At 68.9% G+C, this 19,924-nt stretch carries 21 protein-coding genes and 1 pseudogene; 7 read left to right on the top strand and 15 right to left on the bottom strand.

Going from position 1 to position 19,924, the window contains the following annotated elements; translation table 11 throughout:
* Nucleotides 1-72 precede the first annotated feature (72 nt).
* Nucleotides 73-393, top strand: coding sequence for a hypothetical protein (locus ACQP1O_RS40015; protein WP_354846878.1), 321 nt, complete (start codon nt 73-75; stop codon nt 391-393).
* Nucleotides 394-481: 88 nt separating this feature from the next.
* On the opposite strand, the gene ACQP1O_RS40020 is transcribed toward ACQP1O_RS40015, so the two are convergent.
* The 6 genes and pseudogenes from ACQP1O_RS40020 to ACQP1O_RS40045 all read right to left on the bottom strand — a co-directional run bounded on the left by ACQP1O_RS40020 (nt 482) and on the right by ACQP1O_RS40045 (nt 6,339).
* Nucleotides 482-757: a hypothetical protein gene (locus ACQP1O_RS40020; protein ID WP_433563464.1), complete on the bottom strand. Its 276-nt coding sequence runs from the start codon at nt 755-757 to the stop codon at nt 482-484.
* Between the two features lie 151 nt (nt 758-908).
* Nucleotides 909-2,471 (bottom strand): uroporphyrinogen-III synthase, encoded by a 1,563-nt coding sequence (locus tag ACQP1O_RS40025; protein WP_433563465.1) that lies wholly within the window; start codon nt 2,469-2,471, stop codon nt 909-911.
* Between the two features lie 131 nt (nt 2,472-2,602).
* Nucleotides 2,603-3,610, bottom strand: a pseudogene (hemC, locus tag ACQP1O_RS40030) (hydroxymethylbilane synthase); the annotation flags it as partial.
* Nucleotides 3,607-4,995, bottom strand: coding sequence for a glutamyl-tRNA reductase (locus ACQP1O_RS40035; protein WP_433563466.1), 1,389 nt, complete (start codon nt 4,993-4,995; stop codon nt 3,607-3,609). The gene ACQP1O_RS40035 and the pseudogene hemC, both read right to left, overlap by 4 nt.
* A complete protein-coding gene (locus ACQP1O_RS40040) occupies nt 4,992-5,756 on the bottom strand; it encodes a redox-sensing transcriptional repressor Rex (protein WP_433563467.1) in 765 nt (254 codons plus the stop codon). Before ACQP1O_RS40040 ends, ACQP1O_RS40035 begins: the two co-directional genes overlap by 4 nt.
* Before the next feature lie 322 nt (nt 5,757-6,078).
* Nucleotides 6,079-6,339 carry a glutaredoxin family protein gene (locus ACQP1O_RS40045; protein ID WP_433563468.1) on the bottom strand — a complete coding sequence of 87 codons (261 nt, stop codon included), beginning with the start codon at nt 6,337-6,339 and terminating at the stop codon, nt 6,079-6,081.
* 183 nt (nt 6,340-6,522) lie between these two features.
* Between ACQP1O_RS40045 and ACQP1O_RS40050 the strand changes: the two genes are divergently transcribed.
* Nucleotides 6,523-7,473, top strand: coding sequence for an HAD family hydrolase (locus ACQP1O_RS40050; RefSeq protein WP_433567952.1), 951 nt, complete (start codon nt 6,523-6,525; stop codon nt 7,471-7,473).
* Between the two features lie 176 nt (nt 7,474-7,649).
* Here ACQP1O_RS40050 and ACQP1O_RS40055 read toward each other — a convergent pair whose 3' ends face one another.
* The 9 genes from ACQP1O_RS40055 to ACQP1O_RS40095 all read right to left on the bottom strand — a co-directional run bounded on the left by ACQP1O_RS40055 (nt 7,650) and on the right by ACQP1O_RS40095 (nt 16,173).
* Nucleotides 7,650-8,669: a lysophospholipid acyltransferase family protein gene (locus ACQP1O_RS40055; RefSeq protein WP_433563469.1), complete on the bottom strand. Its 1,020-nt coding sequence runs from the start codon at nt 8,667-8,669 to the stop codon at nt 7,650-7,652.
* The gene (locus ACQP1O_RS40060; RefSeq protein ID WP_433567953.1) at nt 8,666-9,697 is read right to left on the bottom strand and encodes an NAD-dependent epimerase/dehydratase family protein; all 1,032 of its coding nucleotides are present in this window, start codon (nt 9,695-9,697) and stop codon (nt 8,666-8,668) included. The genes ACQP1O_RS40055 and ACQP1O_RS40060 overlap by 4 nt, the downstream gene beginning before the upstream one ends.
* Before the next feature lie 226 nt (nt 9,698-9,923).
* Entirely contained in the window at nt 9,924-10,025 is a 102-nt protein-coding gene (locus ACQP1O_RS40065) for a 30S ribosomal protein bS22 (protein WP_003402602.1), read from the bottom strand.
* 192 nt (nt 10,026-10,217) lie between these two features.
* Nucleotides 10,218-10,460 (bottom strand): helix-turn-helix domain-containing protein, encoded by a 243-nt coding sequence (locus ACQP1O_RS40070; RefSeq protein WP_045437601.1) that lies wholly within the window; start codon nt 10,458-10,460, stop codon nt 10,218-10,220.
* Nucleotides 10,461-10,672: 212 nt separating this feature from the next.
* Nucleotides 10,673-11,491 carry a pyrroline-5-carboxylate reductase gene (proC, locus tag ACQP1O_RS40075; protein WP_433563470.1) on the bottom strand — a complete coding sequence of 273 codons (819 nt, stop codon included), beginning with the start codon at nt 11,489-11,491 and terminating at the stop codon, nt 10,673-10,675.
* Between the two features lie 27 nt (nt 11,492-11,518).
* Complete coding sequence (locus ACQP1O_RS40080) at nt 11,519-12,415, bottom strand: thioesterase family protein (protein WP_433563471.1); 897 nt, start codon at nt 12,413-12,415, stop codon at nt 11,519-11,521.
* A 98-nt stretch (nt 12,416-12,513) separates the two neighbouring features.
* Nucleotides 12,514-13,434 (bottom strand): sugar phosphate isomerase/epimerase family protein, encoded by a 921-nt coding sequence (locus ACQP1O_RS40085; protein ID WP_433567954.1) that lies wholly within the window; start codon nt 13,432-13,434, stop codon nt 12,514-12,516.
* 22 nt (nt 13,435-13,456) lie between these two features.
* Nucleotides 13,457-15,184 (bottom strand): hypothetical protein, encoded by a 1,728-nt coding sequence (locus ACQP1O_RS40090; protein ID WP_433563472.1) that lies wholly within the window; start codon nt 15,182-15,184, stop codon nt 13,457-13,459.
* Entirely contained in the window at nt 15,181-16,173 is a 993-nt protein-coding gene (locus ACQP1O_RS40095) for a hypothetical protein (RefSeq protein WP_433563473.1), read from the bottom strand. Before ACQP1O_RS40095 ends, ACQP1O_RS40090 begins: the two co-directional genes overlap by 4 nt.
* Nucleotides 16,174-16,238: 65 nt before the next feature.
* On the opposite strand from ACQP1O_RS40095, the gene ACQP1O_RS40100 reads away from it, so the two are divergent.
* The 5 genes from ACQP1O_RS40100 to ACQP1O_RS40120 all read left to right on the top strand — a co-directional run bounded on the left by ACQP1O_RS40100 (nt 16,239) and on the right by ACQP1O_RS40120 (nt 19,911).
* Nucleotides 16,239-17,153, top strand: a complete 915-nt coding sequence (locus ACQP1O_RS40100) for a hypothetical protein (protein WP_433563474.1) — start codon at nt 16,239-16,241, stop codon at nt 17,151-17,153.
* A 113-nt stretch (nt 17,154-17,266) separates the two neighbouring features.
* On the top strand, nt 17,267-18,040 hold the full coding sequence (locus tag ACQP1O_RS40105; RefSeq protein WP_433563475.1) for a hypothetical protein: 774 nt from the start codon (nt 17,267-17,269) through the stop codon (nt 18,038-18,040).
* Nucleotides 18,041-18,074: 34 nt separating this feature from the next.
* Entirely contained in the window at nt 18,075-18,677 is a 603-nt protein-coding gene (locus ACQP1O_RS40110) for a hypothetical protein (RefSeq protein ID WP_433563476.1), read from the top strand.
* A gap of 55 nt (nt 18,678-18,732) precedes the next feature.
* Entirely contained in the window at nt 18,733-19,278 is a 546-nt protein-coding gene (locus tag ACQP1O_RS40115) for a hypothetical protein (RefSeq protein ID WP_433563477.1), read from the top strand.
* 177 nt (nt 19,279-19,455) lie between these two features.
* Nucleotides 19,456-19,911, top strand: a complete 456-nt coding sequence (locus ACQP1O_RS40120) for an Ig-like domain-containing protein (RefSeq protein ID WP_433563478.1) — start codon at nt 19,456-19,458, stop codon at nt 19,909-19,911.
* Nucleotides 19,912-19,924 lie beyond the last annotated feature (13 nt).

Consider the following 19,924-nt stretch of genomic DNA (forward strand, 5'->3'; position numbering starts at 1 on the left):
TCGAAGATGTGTTCGAAGGAGTCGCACCGCCGATGCGGGGTGCGGATCCGGATCGCGACGGGAGGAATGGTCGTGCTCGCAGCTGTTACCAGCATGTCCGACAAGGTGAACAGGGCCGGCGAAGTGCCGAAGAAGGGGGACGTGATCGATCACGCGTGGCGGCCGCTGTCCAAACAGCCGCTGCCCGCAGGGCGGCCGCGGTCGTGGTACATCTCGCACAATCGCAGGTTGAAGGCCATGCGGCTGGCCATCGCACTACTGGACTCCGGATCCTTCAGCCCGGATCAGGCGACCAACGAAAACATCCGCCACACAGCGGAAGTCATCGGCGTGCACCGGCCCTCGGACGCCACCTGTCGCATGGTCCGCCGCCTGATGGCAGCCCAACGTTGACCACGAGGGAGGTTCTCCGGCGTCCGCGCAAGAAGACGTCGGAGAACCTCCACCGCGGGCGGCCGGCGCCGGCGCCCGAGGCGACCGGTCAGGAGTTGAGGCAGCCGGTCTGGGTCGAGCCCGGCGTGCCGAGATTGCCCGAGCCGCTGGTCAGGCACTTCAGCAGGGTCTGCAGCACGAGGGCGGCCGGGATACCGGAGGAGCCGACCCCCGGCGAGTCGGCAACGGTCGTGGCGATCGGGGCCGGCTCGGAGGTCTGCGCGAGGGCCGCGGCCGGGGACAGAGCCACACCCAACGTGAGGCCGGTCATAGCGAGCAGGCCGAAGGCCGTGCGCTTCATCGGGCCGAAGGCCGTGCGCTTCATAGCTGTTCACCTTTCAAGATCGAATACTCAACAGATCGTAGGCACCGGATCGCGCGTTGAAATGCCAGCATTTCCAGGGGGATTCGACAAAGGTTCGGGCCCCGCATCACTGGATGCGGGGCCCGATTCGAACCGATTCGACCTGTCAGCGCTAGCGGCTGCGGCGGCTCTTCTTGCGGGGCGGGGGCAGCAGGCCCTCGGCGCGCAGGTGGGCGGCGTGCTCGGCGAGCGCCTCGACGAGCGGGCCGACCTGGGCGATCTCGGGCTGCACGTCCACGCGCAGGCCGAATTCGATTGCGGTCTCGGCCGTCTTGGGGCCGATGCAGGCCACGATGGTGCGGGCGTGCGGCTTGCCGGCGATGCCGACCAGGTTCCGGACGGTGGAAGACGAGGTGAACAGCACCGCGTCGAAACCGCCGGTTTTGATCATCTCGCGGGTCTCCGCGGGCGGCGGCGAAGCACGCACGGTGCGGTAGGCGGTGACGTCGTCGATCTCCCAGCCGCGGTCGCGCAGGCCCTCGGCGAGGGTCTCGGTGGCAATGTCAGCGCGCGGCAGCAGCACCCGGTTGACCGGGTCGAAAACGTCGTCGTAGGGCGGGAAGTCGGCCAGCAGGCCCTCGGAGGACTGCTCACCGCTGGGCACCAGCTCCGGGTTGATGCCGAAGGAGCGCACCTTCTCCGCGGTGGCCTCACCGACGCACGCGATCTTCACACCGCTGAAAGCGCGGGCGTCCAGGCCGAATTCGCCGAACTTCTCCCACACCGCGCGCACCGCGTTGGTGGAGGTGAACACCACCCACTGGTAGCGGCCGTCGACCAGACCCTTGACCGCGCGCTCCATCTGCGCCGGGCTGCGCGGCGGCTCGACCGCGATGGTCGGCACCTCCATCGGGATGGCCCCGTGCATGACGAGCTTCTCGCTCATCTCACCGGCCTGCTCCTTGGTGCGCGGCACCAGCACGGTCCAGCCGTACAGAGCCCGCGACTCCCACCAGGAGGTCTTGGCGCGCTTCTCCACTTCCTTGCCGACCGTGACCACCAGCGGGCCGACCAGTTCGGAAGCGGCATTGTTCAGCGTCGCCAGCGTGGCGTCGATGGTGCGCTGCTGCCGGGTGGTGCCACGCACGGTCACCGCGACCGGGGTCTGCGGCGCCATGCCGTGCTCGACCAGCGCCGACGCGGTCTCGGCCAGGTGCCCGGAGGTGGCGTGCAGCACCAGCGGGCCCGGCGCGGCCGCCACGGCCGCCCAGTCCACCTCGCCGCGCACATCCACCTCGGTGTGGCTGGAACCGATTTCGATGCCCGCGTAGGCGGGGACGGTGGTGCCGGCCGAAAGACCCGGCAGCACCTCGAAGTTCAGGTGCGAACGGGTGACGGTGTTGATCTCCTGGATGACCGAATCGGTGGTCATCGGGTCGCCGGAGACCAGGCGCACCACGTCGGAACCATTGCGCGCCTCGGCGATCAGCGTCTTGGCCACTTCGGCGGCGTCACCGAGCGCGGGACGCACGTCGACGGGACGGGTCCCGTCGGGGTTCTCCTCGACCGCGGTGCCGATCAGGGCGAGCACGCCCTTGTCGACATCGGGATCGGTGAACGCCAGCGTCGCCCGGCCGAGCACCTCGCGGGCCCGCACGGTGAGCAGCGCCGGGTCACCAGGCCCGGACCCCACGAAAAGGATCCGACCGGGATTCTTCTTCGTCACTCGGCTCACGGCTGCACCTCGCTAGCGCTCGGCGCAACCGTGCCCGTAGGCGCTGTGCTGATGATTCGCTCGCTGCGCTCGCTCATGGGTTGGTTCTCCATTGGGCTGGGATTGCTGCTGTCGGTGAGCTCAGCGGATTCCTCTGTGACGCTGAGCAGGTCGCGCGCCCCCAGCTCCAAGAGCTCGCGCGCCAGTGCGCGACCCAGGTCCGCGGCATCCGCGACCGAGCCGACCACTGAAGCCCGGATCACATCCGAGCCGTCGATCGCCGCCGCGCAGGCGCGCAGCGACAACTCCTCCACCACCCGGCCGTCGTCGTCGAGCGATTCGACGACCTCGGCCAGCGCACCGATCGGTGCGGTACAGCCGGCCTCCAGTTCGGCCAGCAATGCCCGCTCCGCGGTGATCGCGGCACGGGTGCCGTGATCGTCGAGAGCGGACAGGATGGTCACGAGTTCGGTATCGGCGCTGCGGCATTCGACCGCCAGCGCGCCCTGCGCCGGGGCCGGCAGCATCTGCACCGGTTCGAGCGATTCGGTGACGGCGTCGAGGCGGTCGATGCGGGCCAGCCCGGCCCGCGCCACCACGACGGCATCCAATTCACCGGAAGTAACTTTGGAGATGCGGGTGTCGAGATTGCCGCGCAGCGGCACGATCTCGATGCCGAGGCCCAGCGCCTTCAACTGCGCGGCCCGGCGCGGCGCGGAGGTGCCGACCTTCGCGCCCGCGGGCAGCTCACCGAGCACCAGACCGTCACGCGCCACCAGCGCGTCGCGCGGATCCTGGCGGGCCGGGATGGCCGCGATATCGAAGCGCGGATCCTGCGCGGTCGGCAGGTCCTTGTAGGAGTGCACCGCGATGTCGACCGTGCCCGCGGCCAATTCCTCGCGCAGCGCGGCGGTGAAGACACCAACCCCGATCTTCTGCACCGGATCGGTGGCGTTCTGGTCGCCGGCGGTCTTCACGATGACCAGCTCGGCCTGCTGGCCGTTGGCGATCAGGGCGTCGCGCACATGCCCGGCCTGAGTGAGGGCCAGCAGACTGCCGCGGGTACCGATGCGCCAGGGCGCCTCGACGGTTCCGCGGCCAACGATCCGCTCCGTGGAGGGGACGGTTGTCTCGTTCTCGTGCACCATTGCTCCGGTCATGCGGTGTGCCCCTGTTCGTCGCCCGGGTGAGCGGCGGTGAAATCGTCGGCCAGTTCGCCCTGCAGGGCGGATATCTCCATCGGCGCGGCAACCGCTTGTGCCGCACCGGGTTTCAGTTCGAAAAGCTCGCGCAGCGCCTCGGCGTAGCTGTCACCGCCGGGTGTGGACGCCAGCTGTTTGACCCGCACCGTCGGCGCGTGCAGCAGCTTGTCGACCACCCGTCGCACGGTACGGGCCACCTCGTCGCGTTCGGTGGATTCGAGTCCCGGTAGTCGGGAATCCAGCCGCAGCAGCTCGGCCTCGACCACGTCGGCGGCCATCTGGCGCAGCGCGGCCACGGTCGGGGTGACCTCGGCCATGCGCTGTCCGGCAAGGTATTTCGCGAGTTCGTCGGCGACGATGGTGCGCGCGGCGGCGGTGTCGTCGGCGGCCGCGCCGGCCGACGGATCGCGCTGCAGCGTCTCCATGTCGATGACGGTCACACCCGGCAGCCCGGCCACCGTGTGGTCCACATCGCGGGGCAGGCCCAGATCACAGATGACCAGCTCCTCCGAGCCGGTCTTGGCGGCCAGCGCGCGATGCACGTCCGCCAGCGTCACCACGGTGCCGACCGCGCCGGTACAGGTGACCACCACATCGGCGGCGGCCATCGCCTCGGCCAGCCGGTCCATCTCGATGGCCTCGGCCGGCACGCCGTGCATGGTGGTGGCCGTATTGGCCAGGCGCTGCGCCTTTTCCAGCGTCCGGTTCACCACCAGGATCTTCGCCGCACCGCCGCGCGCCAGCTGCGCCACCGCGAGACCGCCCATGGCACCCGCGCCCAGCACCAGCGCGGTGCGGCCCGCCAGCGGACCCAGCACCATGCGCGCGCGATCCAGTGCGACCGACACCACCGACGCACCCGCGCGGTCGATCCCGGTCTCGGAGTGCACCCGCTTGCCCACCCGCAGCGCGTGCTGGGCCAGCTCGTGCAGGGTTCGTCCGGCGGCCTGCTGCGCGTCGGAGGCGGCGTAGGCGGCGCGGATCTGGCTCAGCACCTGCTGCTCGCCGACCACCATGGAGTCCAGGCCCGAGGCCACCGCGAACAGGTGCTCGGCCGCGGCCTCCGCGTAGCGCACATACGCGTGCTTGGTGAGTTCCGGCAGCGGCAGACCCGAATGCTTGGTGAGCAATTCGCCGATCTCGCCCAGCGCCGGGTGGAAGGCGTCGACGACCGCGTAGACCTCGATGCGGTTGCAGGTGGAGACGATCATCGCCTCGGAGACGTGGCTGGAGGCCAGCATCTTGTCGGTCAGCTTGGGCCGGTCGGTCTCGGTGATGGCGATCTTCTCGAGCACCGACACCGGTGCGCTGCGATGCGAGATCCCGACGAGAAGCACACTCATGGCTGGACCACCGCTCCCTTGCTGGTTGTCATCGGTACCCGGGGCATCAGGCTCCCGGCGGCCGCGCTCATCGCTTCCTCCGCGGCCGATTCCGCGTTGCGGGCCCGCTCGAACGACAGCAATTGCATCTCCACCGCGAGATCGACGCGCCGCACCTCGACGGTGGCGGGGGCCTCGAGCGCCAGGGCGGAGAAGCTCAGGATGCACTGCATGCCGGCCTCGACCAGCCGATCGCAGACGCCCTGCGCGGCCGCGTCCGGCACCGCGATGACGGCGATGGTGGGCTCCAGAGTGTCCACGGCATCGGCGAATTCGGCGACATCGCGAACGACCAGTCCGCACACCGTCGTGCCGATCACCGCCGGATCGTTGTCGAACAGCCCGACCATGGCGAACCCGCGGCGGCGGAAACCGCCGTAGCCGACCAGCGCCCGGCCCAGATGACCGGCTCCGACCAGCACCACCCGGTGCCCCTCGGACAGGCCGAGCACATCCTCGATGCGGTCGCGCAGCTTGATCACGTCATAGCCCACGCCGCGAACGCCGTTGGGTCCCAGGAAGGAAAGATCCTTGCGCAACTTCGCCGAACCGACACCCGCCGCGACAGCCAGTTCCTCACTCGATACGATGGCTACACCGTCGTCGGCGAGTACGGCGAGCACGCGGAGATAGGTGGCCAGCCGGGCCACCGTGGCCTGCGGGATGTCCTTCTGCAGAGCCTTGGAGACGCCAGTCGGCGGCGTCTCGTGCTGCTCTGTCACGTCGCTTGCGCTCCTCGTCCGGCCGGGGGTGAGTGTCCGGGTTCTTTTGTCGACCCGACGCCGGGAGACCGTCGCGGTCCTTGCAGGCGAGGTCGAGTCAGGTTCAGGGGGTCGCTTCCGCTGCCCGAGAAGGCGGGTCGCGTGCCACCACCGTAACCGCTTGTGAAGCCCTGCACAAAGTCGGTGAATTCAGTCACTTTGCGGCGGGCTCCGGCCCCGGCTTCATTCAACCCTCATCAGCGCGAACCCGCTACGCAACACACCGGTGGGAACGGGTGAAGGAGGCCCGTGTCGCGAACCCCCGAAAAGCCCTTATTGCGCCTTATTTCGCGAGGTCGGCGCGCAGTCGCGGCTCGTCCACATCGAAATAGCTGTGCTCGCGCCCATCCAGTAGCACGACCGGCAGCCGGTCGCCGTATTCGGCGCGCAGGCCCGGATCGGTGGTGGCGGCCTCGTCCACGTCCACGGTCGCGACCTCGATGCCGAACTCGGCGCAGATCGGCCGCAATTGTTCCAGTGCCGTGTGGCACAGACCGCAGCCGCTGCGGGTCAACAGAGTCACAGCATGTGTCGAATCGCTCATAGCCACCATCTAACAACTCTCCGATATGTCGTTCGCCGTCTACGTTGCGGCCACCCCCGGGCGTTACTGTGGACTTGTTCGCGCTAACAGGCGGAGGTACTGGTGCCGGAACGTTCGAAAGAGCAGGGGACGGGCTTCATCGCGGGCCGCTTCGGTGAATTCCCGGCACGCTGGGGTCAGGGCCTGCAGGACCTGCAGGATCAGTTCACCCGCATCACCCGCAGTCCGTTCGGTCCCAGCGAGGAAGAGGTCCGCGCCAACCTGGCCGGCGAGGCCAGCGCCGACGCCGCCATCGCCCTGCACGACGCCGAACTCGCGCTGCGGGACGACGGCATGCCGCCCCTCACGGTCCCTCGCGACCTCACCGCCGCCGCCTTCTTCGACGTCGACAACACCATGGTGCAGGGCGCGTCCATCGTGCACTTCGCCCGCGGGCTGGCCGCGCGCAAGTACTTCAAGACCTCCGACCTGGTCGATATGGCCTGGAAGCAGGTCAAATTCCGGGTCACCGGCAAGGAGAGCCACTCGGATATGGCCTCCGGCAAGGAGAAGGCGCTGTCCTTCATCGCCGGCCGCCCGACCGCCGAACTCGCCGCGCTCGGCGAGGAGATCTACGACGAGATCATCGCCGACAAGATCTGGCCGGGCACCCGGGCGCTGGCCCAGATGCATCTCGACGCGGGCCAGCAGGTGTGGCTGGTCACCGCCACGCCGGTGGAGCTGGCGCAGGTCATTGCCAAGCGGCTGGGGCTCACCGGCGCGCTGGGCACGGTCGCCGAGAGCGAGGACGGCGTGTTCACCGGCCGCCTGGTCGGTGACATCCTGCACGGGCTGGGCAAGGCGCACGCGGTGCGCACCCTGGCCGTTCGCGAGGGCCTGAACCTCAAGCGCTGCACCGCCTACAGCGACAGCCACAACGACGTGCCCATGCTCTCGCTGGTCGGCACCGCGGTGGCCATCAACCCGGACGCGGACCTGCGCGAGGTCGCCAAGAACCGCGGCTGGGAGATCCGCGATTTCCGCACCGGCCGCAAGGCCGCGAAGGTCGGTGTGCCCACCGCCCTCGCACTCGGCGCGGCGGGCGGCGCGGCCGCGGCCGTGCTCTCGCGCAAGCGGGAAGCCAAAGCCAGCTAGCCCCCCGCCTCCCCGAGACTTCCGCGCACGGCTGAGAGCCGTCGGCGTTGTGGACGCGTGCCGCCGGTCGAGTGCCGAATCCATTGTGGACGTACCCGATGAGTTACCCCGACCGTCACCAAATCAGTTGCCAATTTGGCATACGGCCGGAGCAGGTCGCGTATCCACGCAATTGTCTAGCCGGTGAACGGGTTCCGGCGCTTGATCAGATTCTTGTACAGCGTTCCCTGAATGGTTTCGCGGACCTGATCGGTGACTTCGAACATCGTCATCGGATCATCCGCATCCGCCGGTTCGTATCCGGCGGTCGAAATCGGTTCGCCGAATTCGACGTACCACTTCGACGGGAACGGAATGGCACCGAGCGGACCCAGATGCGGAAACAGCGGCGTGACCGGGAAATACGGGATACCGAGCAGGCGGGCCAGCGGCTTCAGATCGGCCAGCTTCGGATAGATCTCCTCCGAACCCACAATGGAGCACGGAATGATCGGCACGCCGGTGCGCACCGCCGCCGACACGAAACCGCCACGGCCGAAACGCTGCAGCTTGTACCGGTCCGAGTACGGCTTGCCGATGCCCTTGTAGCCCTCGGGGAACACGCCCGCGACTTCGCCCGCGCGCAGCAGCCTTTCGGCGTCCGCCGGGCAGGCCAGGGTGTGCCCGGCCTTGCGGGCCAGCCCGCCGATGATCGGCGTCTCGAAGATCAGATCGGCGGCCAGGATGCGCAGCGCCCGCTGCTTGGGGTGCCGGTCGTGCACGGCCAGCTGCAGCATCAGCCCGTCCAGCGGCACCGTGCCCGCGTGATTGGCCACGATGAGCGCGCCACCCACCTCCGGAATGTTCTCGATGCCCGACACCTCGACCCGGAACCACAGGTCCGACAGCGGGCGCAGCATCGGGAGGATCACCGATTCGAGAAGGTGCTCGTCCAAACCGAATTCGTCGACCTGGTAGTCGCCGGTGAGGCGGCGGCGCGCGAAGTCGGCGGTGTAGCGGACCCCGTCCGCCACGGTCCCCCGGATCAGGTCGCCCAGCGACTTGGGCTGGCGCGCTTCGGCTTCGGCGAGCCGATCGGTCAGCGAGGTCACCGGGGTGAGCGCCGGCTCTCCCACCGGCCACACCCGGGACGGACGGCTGTGCCGCGTCTCGAAATCCACGTCGTGAAGTCGAATCACCTTCGCTACATCACTCATTGGTGTGCTCCCGTCCCGGCCCCGAGCAGGCTGAGAAGTTTGTTTTCTGCGGCGTCGATCCACGTGGGATCGATCACGGGCCGCAACGCTGCGCCCCCTATGAAGTCGTCGAACGCCTGCACCGTGGTCCAGCGCGGCTGGAAGCCCAGTTCGGTGCGCATCCGGGTGGTGTCCAGACCACACCCGAAATGGAAGTAGTCGATCTGCTCCGCGGTGAACTCCCGCATGACCGGGCCCATCACGGTCCGCCCGACGGTGCGGAAAACCGCGTACGGGACCGGCAATTCGACCCGCCCGGCCCGGCGGATCGCCTGCGACAGCGCCATCGCGCCGTCACCGGCCACATTGTAGGTCCCGCCCGGAGCCGTCATGGCCCCGTGGACGAGGGCGGCGATGCCATCCTCCTCGTGCAGCAGCTGCATGCGCGGATCACGCCCGAGGATGGTCGGGGTGATCGGCGAACGGAAATACTGCACACCGCGTTTGGCCAACTGCGGCCCCACGATCGGCGGAAACCGCAGAATGGCCGCCGAGATATCCGGCCGTCGCCGGGCCAGCCCGCGGACGAAGCCCTCCACCTCGATCATGTCCCGGGCGAACCAGCCGCGCGGCGGCGTGCGCGCGCTCATCTCCTCGGTGAATTTCACCGGGTCCTTGGCGCTGCACCCGTAGACGGCGGAGGAGGAACGCACCACCACCCGCCGCACGCTGGAAGCCTTGCGGCACACCGCGAACAACTGCATGGCGCCGAGGACGTTCATGTCCTTCATGGCGGCCCGGCCGCCGCCGGAGGGCGGGCGCGACAGTGCCGCCGGATGCACCACCGTGTCCACCTGATTTCCGTCGATAACCTTGCGGATCAACGGATTACGAATATCGGCGCGCACGAATTCGGCGCGGCCCATACGGCGCAGCAGCTCGCGGCTGGGCTGTTTGGCGTCCACGGCGATGACGCGTTCGACGGCCGGGTCGGCCGCCAGCCGGGCCACCACATTGCCGCCGAAGAACCGGCTCGCACCGGTCACCATCACCACCCTGGGCGCCTGCCCGTCCCGAGTCCCTGCCACTCCGGATCCCACTCGCAGCCCCCATGTCTGAAATATCGCCGCTGTGTTATTCCCGCGCTCCCAGGGTAACCGGCGAGTAGGGACCATCCGAAGGGTATTAACCAGGATCTAACGATGACTTCAATCACCTGTGAAAAACGAAAGCCCGTCACCTGAGGTGACGGGCTTCCAGCTACGACGCAGCGGCTTACTTGCCGAGTTTACGACGCTGAACACGCGTGCGGCGAAGCAGCTTGCGGTGCTTCTTCTTCGACATGCGCTTGCGGCGCTTCTTGATCACAGAACCCATAGGGTTGTTCCTCGCGTTCTCTCGGGTCATCCCCGCTTCCGCGGGGTGCACACTGTCTGACCCTGCACAGTCCCTACCCGATACGGGCCGAATGGACCCGGCGGCACCACCGGCACGTACAGGATGCCGGTCCATGCTACCGGGCCACTCTCCGGCGAACGAAACGGGTGGCCGATCGGTTATCCGGGTGTACTACCCCGCGTCGAAGTAGGACGTCTCCAGATAGTCGTGCACCGCCTTGGCGTGTACCCGGAAGGAACGCCCCACCCGCACCGCGGGCAGCTCTCCCGAATGCACCAACCGGTACACCGTCATTTTGGATACCCGCATCAGATTCGCGACCTCGGCGACAGTGAGGAACTGAGTTCCTCCGCCGATGACGGATCCTGCATTGATTGGGCTGTTTCCGGACCTCGCTTGGCTGTTTCCAGACATCATTGCGCCACTGACCTCCGGCACGTCCGCGCCGCCGGCTTCCCCACCGGCGGAACAGACACGCACGTGCTCCTTGAAGCTTAGCGGGACCAGTGGGATTGCTGCGACGGGTGTGAGAAATCAGCCTTTGCTGTGGCGAGTCGGCCTTCGGCAGCAAACTAGCAACCGAGCAGTATTGGAATGCGGAGAGCGCACTCGCCGCACCATCAACGTTAGTCCGCGATCGCGCCGAGTTCGGCGGAACGGCGTTTTGCGGCGTCCAATGCATCGTGGAAAGCCGAGCGCACCGCACCCCGCTCCAGCGCCCGCAGGCCCGCCGCAGTGGTGCCCGCGGGCGAGGTGACGGCCGCGCGCAATTCCGGAGCAGACTGCCCCGACTCCTCGAGCAGGGCCGCCGAACCGAGCATCGTCTGCGTCACCAGCTGGGCGGCCACATCGCGGCTCAGACCCAGGCCCACCGAGGCGTCGATCATGGCCTCGACGATCAGGAAGAAGTACGCCGGGCCCGAACCCGACACCGCGGTGACGGCATCCATCTGCGACTCGGCGACCGTCACCACCTTGCCCACCGACTCCAGCATCTCGGTGACGAGGGCCAGCTGCTCCTTGCGGGCGTAGCGGCCGGGCGCGATGGCGCTCATGCCCTGACCCACCAGCATCGGGGTGTTCGGCATGACCCGCACGACCGGGAAGCCGGCGGGCAGCCGGGACTCCATGCGCGCGGTCGGCACGCCGGCAGCCAGCGACACCAGCACCTGATCGTGGTCGTCGCCCAGTTCGGCCTTGCCCAACTCGGCGACGACGCCGTCCACATCGTTCGGCTTCACCGCGATCACGACGAGGTCCGCGGACTTGGCGGCGTCGGCGATGTCGTCGGTAGCGCGAATCCCGAACCGGTCGGCCAGCATTTCGGCCCGCGCCGGCACCGGCTCCACGACGACCAGATCCTTGTTCGCCCGCCCGGACTCGAGCAGACCGGCGATCAACGCCTCCCCGATCCGACCCCCACCGATAACCGCAATCCTCGTCATGGAAGTCAAGGCTAGCCGGGCAGGTGATTACCTCGGCTGGGGGATCAGGGCGAGCTGACGGCTCTGCGCGACAACGGCACCTGTGGAGTCGATGACGAGTTGGTCTTCGTCGAACATGCGGTTGCCGACCTCGCGGCTGTGGGCGATGACGCGGAGCCAGCCGGGGGCCGGGCGGCGGCGCAGGTAGGTGGTGAGCTGAACCGTGGGGGCCCAGCCGAAGTGGCCGAGGTTCATGGGGACCGGGGGGCTCATGTCGGCGGCCATCAGGGCGAAGAAGGCGGCGACGTCGGGGTCCTGTTCGTCGCCCTCGAAGGGGCGGATCCAGAGGCGCAGGCGCGGTTCGGATTTCTCGCCGGCGAGGAAGCGGGCCCAGGCCGGGTCGATGGCGACCGAGGAGCCCTGGGCGACATGGACGATCTTGCCCATGGGGTTGCGCTCGTCGTAGGCGAGGGCGTCGGCGGGCGGTTCCGCGGGCATGTCTCCGGCATGGTCGGCGGCGTACTGCGGGACGGCGTCGTCGAGGTGACCGAAGGTGAAGGCGGTGTGCACCAGGGCGCGGCCGTCCTGGATCAGGCTCGCGTCGATGAGGGCGATCTGACGGCCCAGCTTGCGGGTGCGGACCTCGTACTCGACCTCCCCGGGGACGGGTGCGCCGAGGAAGTCGGTGCTGGCCGAGATGGGGAACATGGCGGCCTGCGCGGGCGCGGTGCGGCGCAGCCATTCGGTGGCGGCGGCCGCGCTGCCGGCGACCATGGTGCCGCCGTGCAGTTTGTCGCCGATGGTCCAGGTGGGTTCGATCAGGCCCGCGTAGCGGCCGAGTTCGGGAGTCTCCGCCTCCAGCTCGGTCAGCGCGCAGACGCGACTGAACGGCGCGTTCGCCAGTTCGCTCGCCGATTCGAGATCGACGGTCAACTCCGTTGTCATCCGCTGTCCTTCCACTGTCGCGTTTGTACAGCGTAAACGGACGGTCGGATCATTCCGCCCCAGCGGTGGGATGAATCACGCAACCCTCGCCGAGGCTCTCAGCCGCGGTGGGCGACGGTCGGCTCGGGGGTGGGGGCGGGGGCGAAGGGGTTGAGGTGGGTGCGGGCGAAGGTGAGCGCCCGGTTGAGCATGGCGGCGCGGTCCATGGTGGTGCGGGCCATCTGGGTGTTCACCTCGATGACGGCCTGGCCGTCGAAACCGCTGTGCACCAGCATGTCGCAGAGTTCGGCAACCGGCTGGGTGCCCTCGCCCGGGATCAGATGCTCGTCGGTTGCAGCGCCACGGCCGTCGGCCAGGTGCAGGTGGGTGAGCCCGGAACCCATGCGGCCCGCCAGGACTCGTGGATCCACGCCCGCGGTGGCGGTGTGCGAGGTGTCGAGCGTGTAGTGCCGGAACCCGACGTCGGTGGGGTCGTAGGAGGGGCTGAAGGTGGTGATCGAGGGGCCGGGGCCGCCGCGGCGCTGCAGCCGCTCGATCGAGCTGCCACGGAACAGGGTGTCGGCGCGCATCGGGAACATGTTCTCCACTGCCACCGCGACCGGGCTCGAATTCTCCAGTTCGGCAACCTGTTTCGCGAAACCGTCGGCGTAGCGGCGCTGCCAGCGGAAGGGCGGGTGCACCACCACGGTGGCCGCGCTCAGCGCCTCGGCGGTGTGCACGCTGCGGGTGAGCTTCGCGATCGGATCCGACCCCCAGACCCGTTGCGAGATCAGCAGGCACGGCGCGTGTACGGCCAGCACCGGCACGTCGTATTTGTGCGCGAAATGCTGCACGGTCGAAATGGACTGGCTGGCGGGCTCGGCCCACACCATGAGTTCCACGCCGTCGTATCCGAGCTCGGCCGCGTAGCGGAAGGCGGCCTCGGTGTTCTCCGGATACACCGACGCGGTCGAGAGTCCGACCCGGACTTCCTTTCGCCCCGCCCGGTCCTCGGTGCTCGCCCCCTGCGCTTGCACGATGTTCCCCACTGCTGCTCCCTGCTCAGTTCGTACTGAGTAGAAAGGCTAGCGGTCCGAGCGTCACGAAGACGCCCACGACGACGGCAATCACAGTGCTGAAGATGTCATCGGTGCGGCGCAGTACCCGCACCAGGGCGACCAGGCCGAGAATCACGATCATGGCCAGGGCCAGGGCAACCCACGGGAGCATTTCCCACATGCGTTCGAAGCCCTTGAACAGCAACATGCCCGCGACCGCGGCGCCCACGCTCTGGCCCCCGATCATCAGCCATTGCCGGCGATGCTCGTCGCTGTCGGAGCGGGCCGCGGCACGCGAGCGGGCCGGCCGGGCCGGGGCGCCGCGGCTGCTCCTGCTCTTGCGGGCGAGGGAGCCGGCCTTCTGCGTGAGCGCGGAAAGCCGCCCACCCAGCGACGTCTCGGGCTCGTCGTCATAGTCGTCGTAGTCGTCGAGCGGCTCGTAGAAATCGGTGAGGTGGTCGTCGGGCTCCGGCTCGGGCGCCACCGCCGCGCGCCCGCGCCCGCCACCCGGACGTTTACCGGCGCTTCGCGAATTCCGTTCCGCGCGTTGATCGTCGCGCTGCTGGGCGTCGCGGAGCAGATCACCCGCAACCGATTCCCCGGAGAGCAGCTGCTGATCGGAGTCGGCCAGCGACGACCACGCGGCGGTCGGCACCGCGGCCTGATCGTGGCGGTCGCGGACCGGGTCGGCGTCGGGTCGTCGTCGCGCCGACCATTCCGGAAGTCCATTGGCCGCGCCGTGGTCGACGCCGCTGCGGCGGTCGACGGCCGGACCCTGGGGGGCATTCGGGACCTGCGATTCCGCGTGCCGACGCGCCGAGCGCGACAACGGCGGTGCGGCGGGCGCGGCCTGCGGCGGCTCGAAGGGCGGCCGATCCTGCCCGGGGGTACGCGGTAGCGGTTCGGGTCCCGGCATCGGCGACCACGCGGGGGCGGCCGGCTGGAACTGGGTGCGGTCCGGGTCGCCGAAGAGCGGCTGGTCCTCGTACGGCGGCCGGTCGTCAAAGGGCTGGCGGACCGCGGGGTTGAACTGGGTGCGCGCGGCCCCGTCGGCGGGCCGGCCGGTGTCACCGCGGAACGGACGCACCTCGTCGGTGTTGTCGTCTTCCGGGTCGTAGCGGCGCCGGCGACCGCCCTCGCGCGGCGCGGCGGGCGGGGCGGGAGGTTCGATACCCGGCAACCGGCCCAGCGCGATATCGGAGTCCAGCGGGTCCGGCTTGCGGCGGCGGCCGCCGCTCGGGCGGGCCTCCGGTACCGGGTTCTCGGTCGGCGGCCAGTCCAGACCGGCGGACCAGTCCTGGGACGGCTCGGGTAGGGACGGCGGCTGCGGGGCGGGAGCCAGCGGGTCGTAGTACGAAATCGGCCCGGAGAGCGGCGAATACGCGGGGTCCGGATCGGGTACCGCGTCGTACTGTGAATAGTCCGGCTTGCCCGAGGCGGCGGCTACCAGATCCGAATAATCCGGAAAGCTCGCATAATCAGGATGATTCGAGAAGTTCGCAGAGTTTGAATAGTCCGATTCGACCGGGGCGGGCTCGGCCACGTCCTCGTCCGGCGCGGCGTGTGAGGACGATCCCGCGCTCACCACCGGAATATCACCGGTCAGTTCCGCGACGGAAATGCCACGGCCGCTTCGACGTCTGCGCCCGCCGCCGCCGGCGGGGGCCCCACTCTGCTGGCCGTTCCGGGCCAGCAGCTCGGCGACGGACAGCTGGCTTGAATCCTCGGTCATCGAGACACCGTTTCGATCGGGCCCGACAGGCCGCTGTCGGGGCCGCCGGTAATCGGTTCGCTATCCAGGTCGGTATCCAGTTTGCGCAAGATCAATCCCTCTCGCAGTGCCCAGGGACAGATTTCGAGCGTGTCCAGGGACAGAGCCCGCATACTCGCCTCCGCGACCAGCGCACCGGCCACCAGTTGCTGTGACCGATCAGAACTTACGCCTTCCAATTCTGCCCGGTCGGCGGCCGTCATTCTCGATATGAACGCAATCAGCTGCCGCAGGCCGGAACTGGTGAGAGTACGCCGCACCCGGGGTCCCGCAACAGAGGGGGCGGCGCCGGTCAGCCGGGCCAGCGAGCGGAAGGTCTTGGAGGTGCCGACCGCCAGATCCGGGCGGCCCACCTCGAGCAGCTGCTTGCTGGGCAGCACCAGCTCGGCGTCGAGCCAGTCGCGCAGCACCGCGACCCGGCGCTTGCCCGGCGGATCGTGGCGCAGCCAGTCGCGGGTCAGCCGGCCCGCGCCCAGTTGCAGCGAGAGCGCCACATCCGGCACCTCGTCCGCGCCGTTGCTCATCTCGAGCGAGCCGCCGCCGATGTCCAGATTCAACATCCGCCCGGCGCTCCAGCCGTACCAGCGCCGCACCGCGAGGAAGGTGTGTCGAGCCTCATCGACACCGGTGAGCACCTGCAGATTGACTCCGGTCTCGCGCCGCACCCGGGACAGCACCTCGTCGGAGTTGGTGGCCTCGCGGACCGCGGAGGTGGCGAACGCCATCAGCTCCACGCATCCGGAAGTCTTTGCGATACTTGCGAATTCGGCTACCGTCGCGGTCAGCCGCGCCGCGCCCGCGGAGGTGATCCGGCCATCGTCGTCCATGCTCTCGGACAGCCGCAGGGCCGACTTCGTCGAACTCATAGGCATCGGGTGTCCACCACGATGCGCGTCCACCACGAGCAGGTGGACGGTATTGCTTCCCACATCGAGTACACCGAGCCGCACAAGAACACGGTACTGGGTGGGTCAGGACTTCTGGCCAGGCGACTGAGCTGTTAGCGTTCCGCATTGTGACGGCAGGTGCATCGGCGAGCGGACCGACCGGGCTGCGACCAGCGGCGAAGATCGACCCGGCGCCCGAAGTTGAACTCGACTTCCCGCGGGAGTGGATCGAATTCGTCGATCCAGCAAATGATGAGCATTTGATCGCGGCCGATCTGACCTGGCTGCTCTCGCGCTGGACCTGCGTTTTCGGCACTCCGGCATGTCAGGGCATCATCGACGGCCGGGAGAACGACGGCTGCTGCTCACACGGCGCGTTCCTCTCCGACGAGGAGGACGGCAAGAAGCTGCACCGGGCTGTGAAAATGCTCACAGCCGAGGACTGGCAGCTGATGGACAAAGCCGTCGACGACAAGGGCCGCGTCCGCAAGAAGCTGTACCTGGAAGAGGACGACCTCGACGACGAGCCCGCCCTGCGCACCCGGCGGGTGGACGGCGCCTGCATCTTCCTCAACCGGCCCGGCTTCGCCGAGGGCATCGGCTGCGCGCTGCACACCATGGCACTGCGCAAGGGCCTGGAGCCGCTCACCGTGAAACCGGAAGTGTGCTGGCAGCTGCCCATCCGCCGCACCCAGGAGTGGGTGGACCGGCCGGACGGGGTGGAGATCCTGCGTACCGTGATCACCGAGTACGACCGCCGCGGCTGGGGTCCCGGCGGCCTGGATCTGAACTGGTACTGCACCGGTTCGCCGGATGCGCACGTCGGCACCCGCCCGGTATGGGAGGCTTACGCGCCCGAGCTGATCGAGCTGATCGGCCAGCCCGCCTACGACGAGCTGGCGCAGCACTGCAAGCGCCGCCAGGGCCTGGGCATCGTGGCGGTGCATCCGGCCACGGCCATCGCGGAGGAGAAGGCCGCCGAGGCCGCGAAGAACCAGGCCGTGCCCGCGAAGAAGGCGGCCCGGAAGGCGAAGCCCGCGTAGCAATAGCGGAGAACTAGCCAGCAATTTTCTGAAATCACCCAATTTCACATTCCCGCTCCCTTACTGTGCGTCGGACCCCTATCCACATGGGTCGCAGCACAGGAGTACGCAAAGTGAGCAAATTCCCCTTGGGCGGCCGCCATCTCGGCATCGGCCTCGCCGGGTTGGCCATCGCGACGGGCGCAGTCACCGTTCTGGCCACGCACGAAGCCCCCGCCGCCCACGCCTCGGTCGACTCGGTCTCCATCTCGGGATCGAACTGGACCGTCGGCACCAGCTACACCCTCAGCGCCAACCTCTCGGGCGCCTCGGTCGGTCTGCTCGTCTACTGGAGTGACAACGGCAGCAGCCTGACCCCGGTCGGCAAGGTGCCCTGGCCCCCCGGCCACGCCAGCCTCGACTGGACCCCCAAGACCCCCGGGCAGCACGTCATCACGTGCTCGCAGGGCAGCACCACCCAGACTCTGATCGTGAACGTCGGCGACGGCACCACCACCACGACCGTCCCGCCGACCACCACCACGACGGTCCCGCCGACCACCACGACCACGGTCCCCCCGACCACCACCACCGTCCCGCCGACGACCACCACTGAACCGCCGACGACCACGACGGTGCCGCCGACGACCACCACCGAACCGCCCACCACCACAACGGTTCCCCCGACCACCACCACGGCACCGCCCACCACCACCACCGAACCGCCCACCACCACAACGGTTCCGCCGACGACGACCACGGCACCGCCGACCACCACCACCGAACCGCCCACCACCACAACGGTTCCCCCGACCACCACCACGGTCCCGCCCACCACGACGACCACCCCCGGCGGCGGTGGCGGCGGTGGCACCGGCAGCGCCAATGGCCTGCCCTTCGGTCTCTGATCGAGACCAATTCCCCTGAAATCCAGGAGTTTTCATGAGAATCACCCCCATGGGGCGCAGCCTCGGCGCGGGTCTGGCCGGGCTGGCCATCGCGACCGGTGCGGTCACCGTCCTGACCACGCACGAGGCCCCGGCCGCGCACGCCAGCGTCGACTCGGTCTCCATCTCGGGATCGAACTGGACCGTCGGCACCAGCTACACCCTCAGCGCCAACCTCTCGGGCGCCTCGGTCGGTCTGCTCGTCTACTGGAGTGACAACGGCAGCAGCCTGACCCCGGTCGGCAAGGTCCCCTGGCCCCCCGGCCACGCCAGCCTGGACTGGACCCCGAGTACCTCGGGCCAGCACATCATCACGTGCTCGCAGGGCAGCACCACCCAGACCCTGATCGTGAACGTCGGCGACGGCACCACCACCACGACAGTGCCGCCGACCACCACGACCACGGTCCCGCCGACCACCACCACGACGGTCCCGCCCACCACCACGACCACGGTCCCGCCGACCACGACCACCACGGTCCCGCCCACGACCACCACCAGGACGGTCCCGCCCACCACCACGACGTCGCCCGGCAACAGCGGCGGCACCGGCAGCGGCGGCACCGGCAGCGCCAATGGCCTGCCCTTCGGGCTCTGATCCGATTCACACCCCGATTCCCTTGGGGCACACCATGAGAAGCACAGGAGTATCCATGCGCAGCAAGCCTTCGGGCCGCGTGATCGGGGCCGGGCTGGCCGGCGTCACGGTCGCGGCCGCCGCCGCGGTCACGGTGGCCATGTCGCCGACCGCGAGCGCCACCGTCGACGTGATCACCATCTCCAGCGCCACCCCCACGGTCGGCGGCGACTACACCCTGCACGCGTCCCTGTCGGGCGCGTCGGTCGGTCTGCTCATCTACTGGAGCGACAACGGCAGCAGCCTGACTCCGGCCGGCAAGGTGCCGTGGCCGCCGGGTGAGGCGAGCCTGGACTGGTCGCCGTCCACGCCGGGTCAGCACATCATCACGGCCTCGCAGGGCAACAGCACCCAGACCCTGGTCGTGAATGTCGGCACCGGTTCCGGCGGCACGACCACGACCACACCGCCCACCACGACCACCACCACGCCGCCCACCAGCAACCCGCCGACCACCACGCCGGGCAGCGGCGGCACGGGCAGCAATGGCACGGGTAGCGCGAGCGGCAGCGCGGGCACCCTGGTCGGCGGACTGCTGCGCGGGCTGTTCGGCAGCAGCTAGCAAATGCCCGTTCCGGGCACGGCGTGACGGGTTTTCCTCGGGAGCCCGTCACGCCCACCAGGACCAAGCGGACGCTTGCTTGATTATTTTTTCGAAATATCCACGCTTCACACATCCGGTCCCTTAAGGTGCGGAAGCCCGCACATCTCCCCGTGGGGCAGCACAGGAGAGCAACACATGCGCAACACACCACCGAGGATCAGCGCGCGCCGAGCCGGCGTGGGGATCACCGGCTTCGCCGCCCTCGCCGCCGCGGCCGTGGTCGCGGCCCCCGTGTCCTTGGCCGCGGTCGACACGGTCAGCATCGACCAGACGAACCCGGTGGTCGACAAGGCGTACACCATCTCGGCCACCCTCAGCGGCGCCTCGATCGGCCTGCTCGTGTACTTCAGCGACAACGGCAACGAGATCGGCCCGCCCAAGATCCCGTCCCCGCCCGGACACGCCTCCATCAGCTGGCGGCCCACCACCAGCGGACAGCACGTCATCACCGCGTCACAGGGCCCCAACAGCCAGTCGATCGTCGTGCAGGTGGCCGACGCACCGCTCGGCTCGGGCTCGAGCAGCACCGGCAGCGGCTTCGGGCCCGCCGGCCCGCTCGGCAGCGGCAGCAGCGGCACCACGCCGAACTAGCAAGCGAGACAGG

It is taken from the genome of Nocardia sp. CA-151230, from assembly GCF_050942175.1.
GTDB lineage: Bacteria > Actinomycetota > Actinomycetes > Mycobacteriales > Mycobacteriaceae > Nocardia.

What these genes read in the sequence shown, in the direction of transcription:
- ACQP1O_RS40035 (WP_433563466.1), bottom strand. Translation starts at nt 4,995, where the DNA reads ATGAGTGTGCTTCTCGTCGGGATCTCGCATCGCAGCGCACCGGTGTCG.
- ACQP1O_RS40115 (WP_433563477.1), top strand. Translation starts at nt 18,733, where the DNA reads ATGCGCAGCAAGCCTTCGGGCCGCGTGATCGGGGCCGGGCTGGCCGGC.
- ACQP1O_RS40080 (WP_433563471.1), bottom strand. Translation starts at nt 12,415, where the DNA reads ATGACAACGGAGTTGACCGTCGATCTCGAATCGGCGAGCGAACTGGCG.
- ACQP1O_RS40055 (WP_433563469.1), bottom strand. Translation starts at nt 8,669, where the DNA reads ATGAGTGATGTAGCGAAGGTGATTCGACTTCACGACGTGGATTTCGAG.
- ACQP1O_RS40045 (WP_433563468.1), bottom strand. Translation starts at nt 6,339, where the DNA reads ATGAGCGATTCGACACATGCTGTGACTCTGTTGACCCGCAGCGGCTGC.
- ACQP1O_RS40090 (WP_433563472.1), bottom strand. Translation starts at nt 15,184, where the DNA reads ATGACCGAGGATTCAAGCCAGCTGTCCGTCGCCGAGCTGCTGGCCCGG.
- ACQP1O_RS40020 (WP_433563464.1), bottom strand. Translation starts at nt 757, where the DNA reads ATGAAGCGCACGGCCTTCGGCCCGATGAAGCGCACGGCCTTCGGCCTG.
- ACQP1O_RS40065 (WP_003402602.1), bottom strand. Translation starts at nt 10,025, where the DNA reads ATGGGTTCTGTGATCAAGAAGCGCCGCAAGCGCATGTCGAAGAAGAAG.
- ACQP1O_RS40120 (WP_433563478.1), top strand. Translation starts at nt 19,456, where the DNA reads ATGCGCAACACACCACCGAGGATCAGCGCGCGCCGAGCCGGCGTGGGG.
- ACQP1O_RS40060 (WP_433567953.1), bottom strand. Translation starts at nt 9,697, where the DNA reads ATGGTGACCGGTGCGAGCCGGTTCTTCGGCGGCAATGTGGTGGCCCGG.
- ACQP1O_RS40070 (WP_045437601.1), bottom strand. Translation starts at nt 10,460, where the DNA reads ATGTCTGGAAACAGCCAAGCGAGGTCCGGAAACAGCCCAATCAATGCA.
- ACQP1O_RS40110 (WP_433563476.1), top strand. Translation starts at nt 18,075, where the DNA reads ATGAGAATCACCCCCATGGGGCGCAGCCTCGGCGCGGGTCTGGCCGGG.
- proC (WP_433563470.1), bottom strand. Translation starts at nt 11,491, where the DNA reads ATGACGAGGATTGCGGTTATCGGTGGGGGTCGGATCGGGGAGGCGTTG.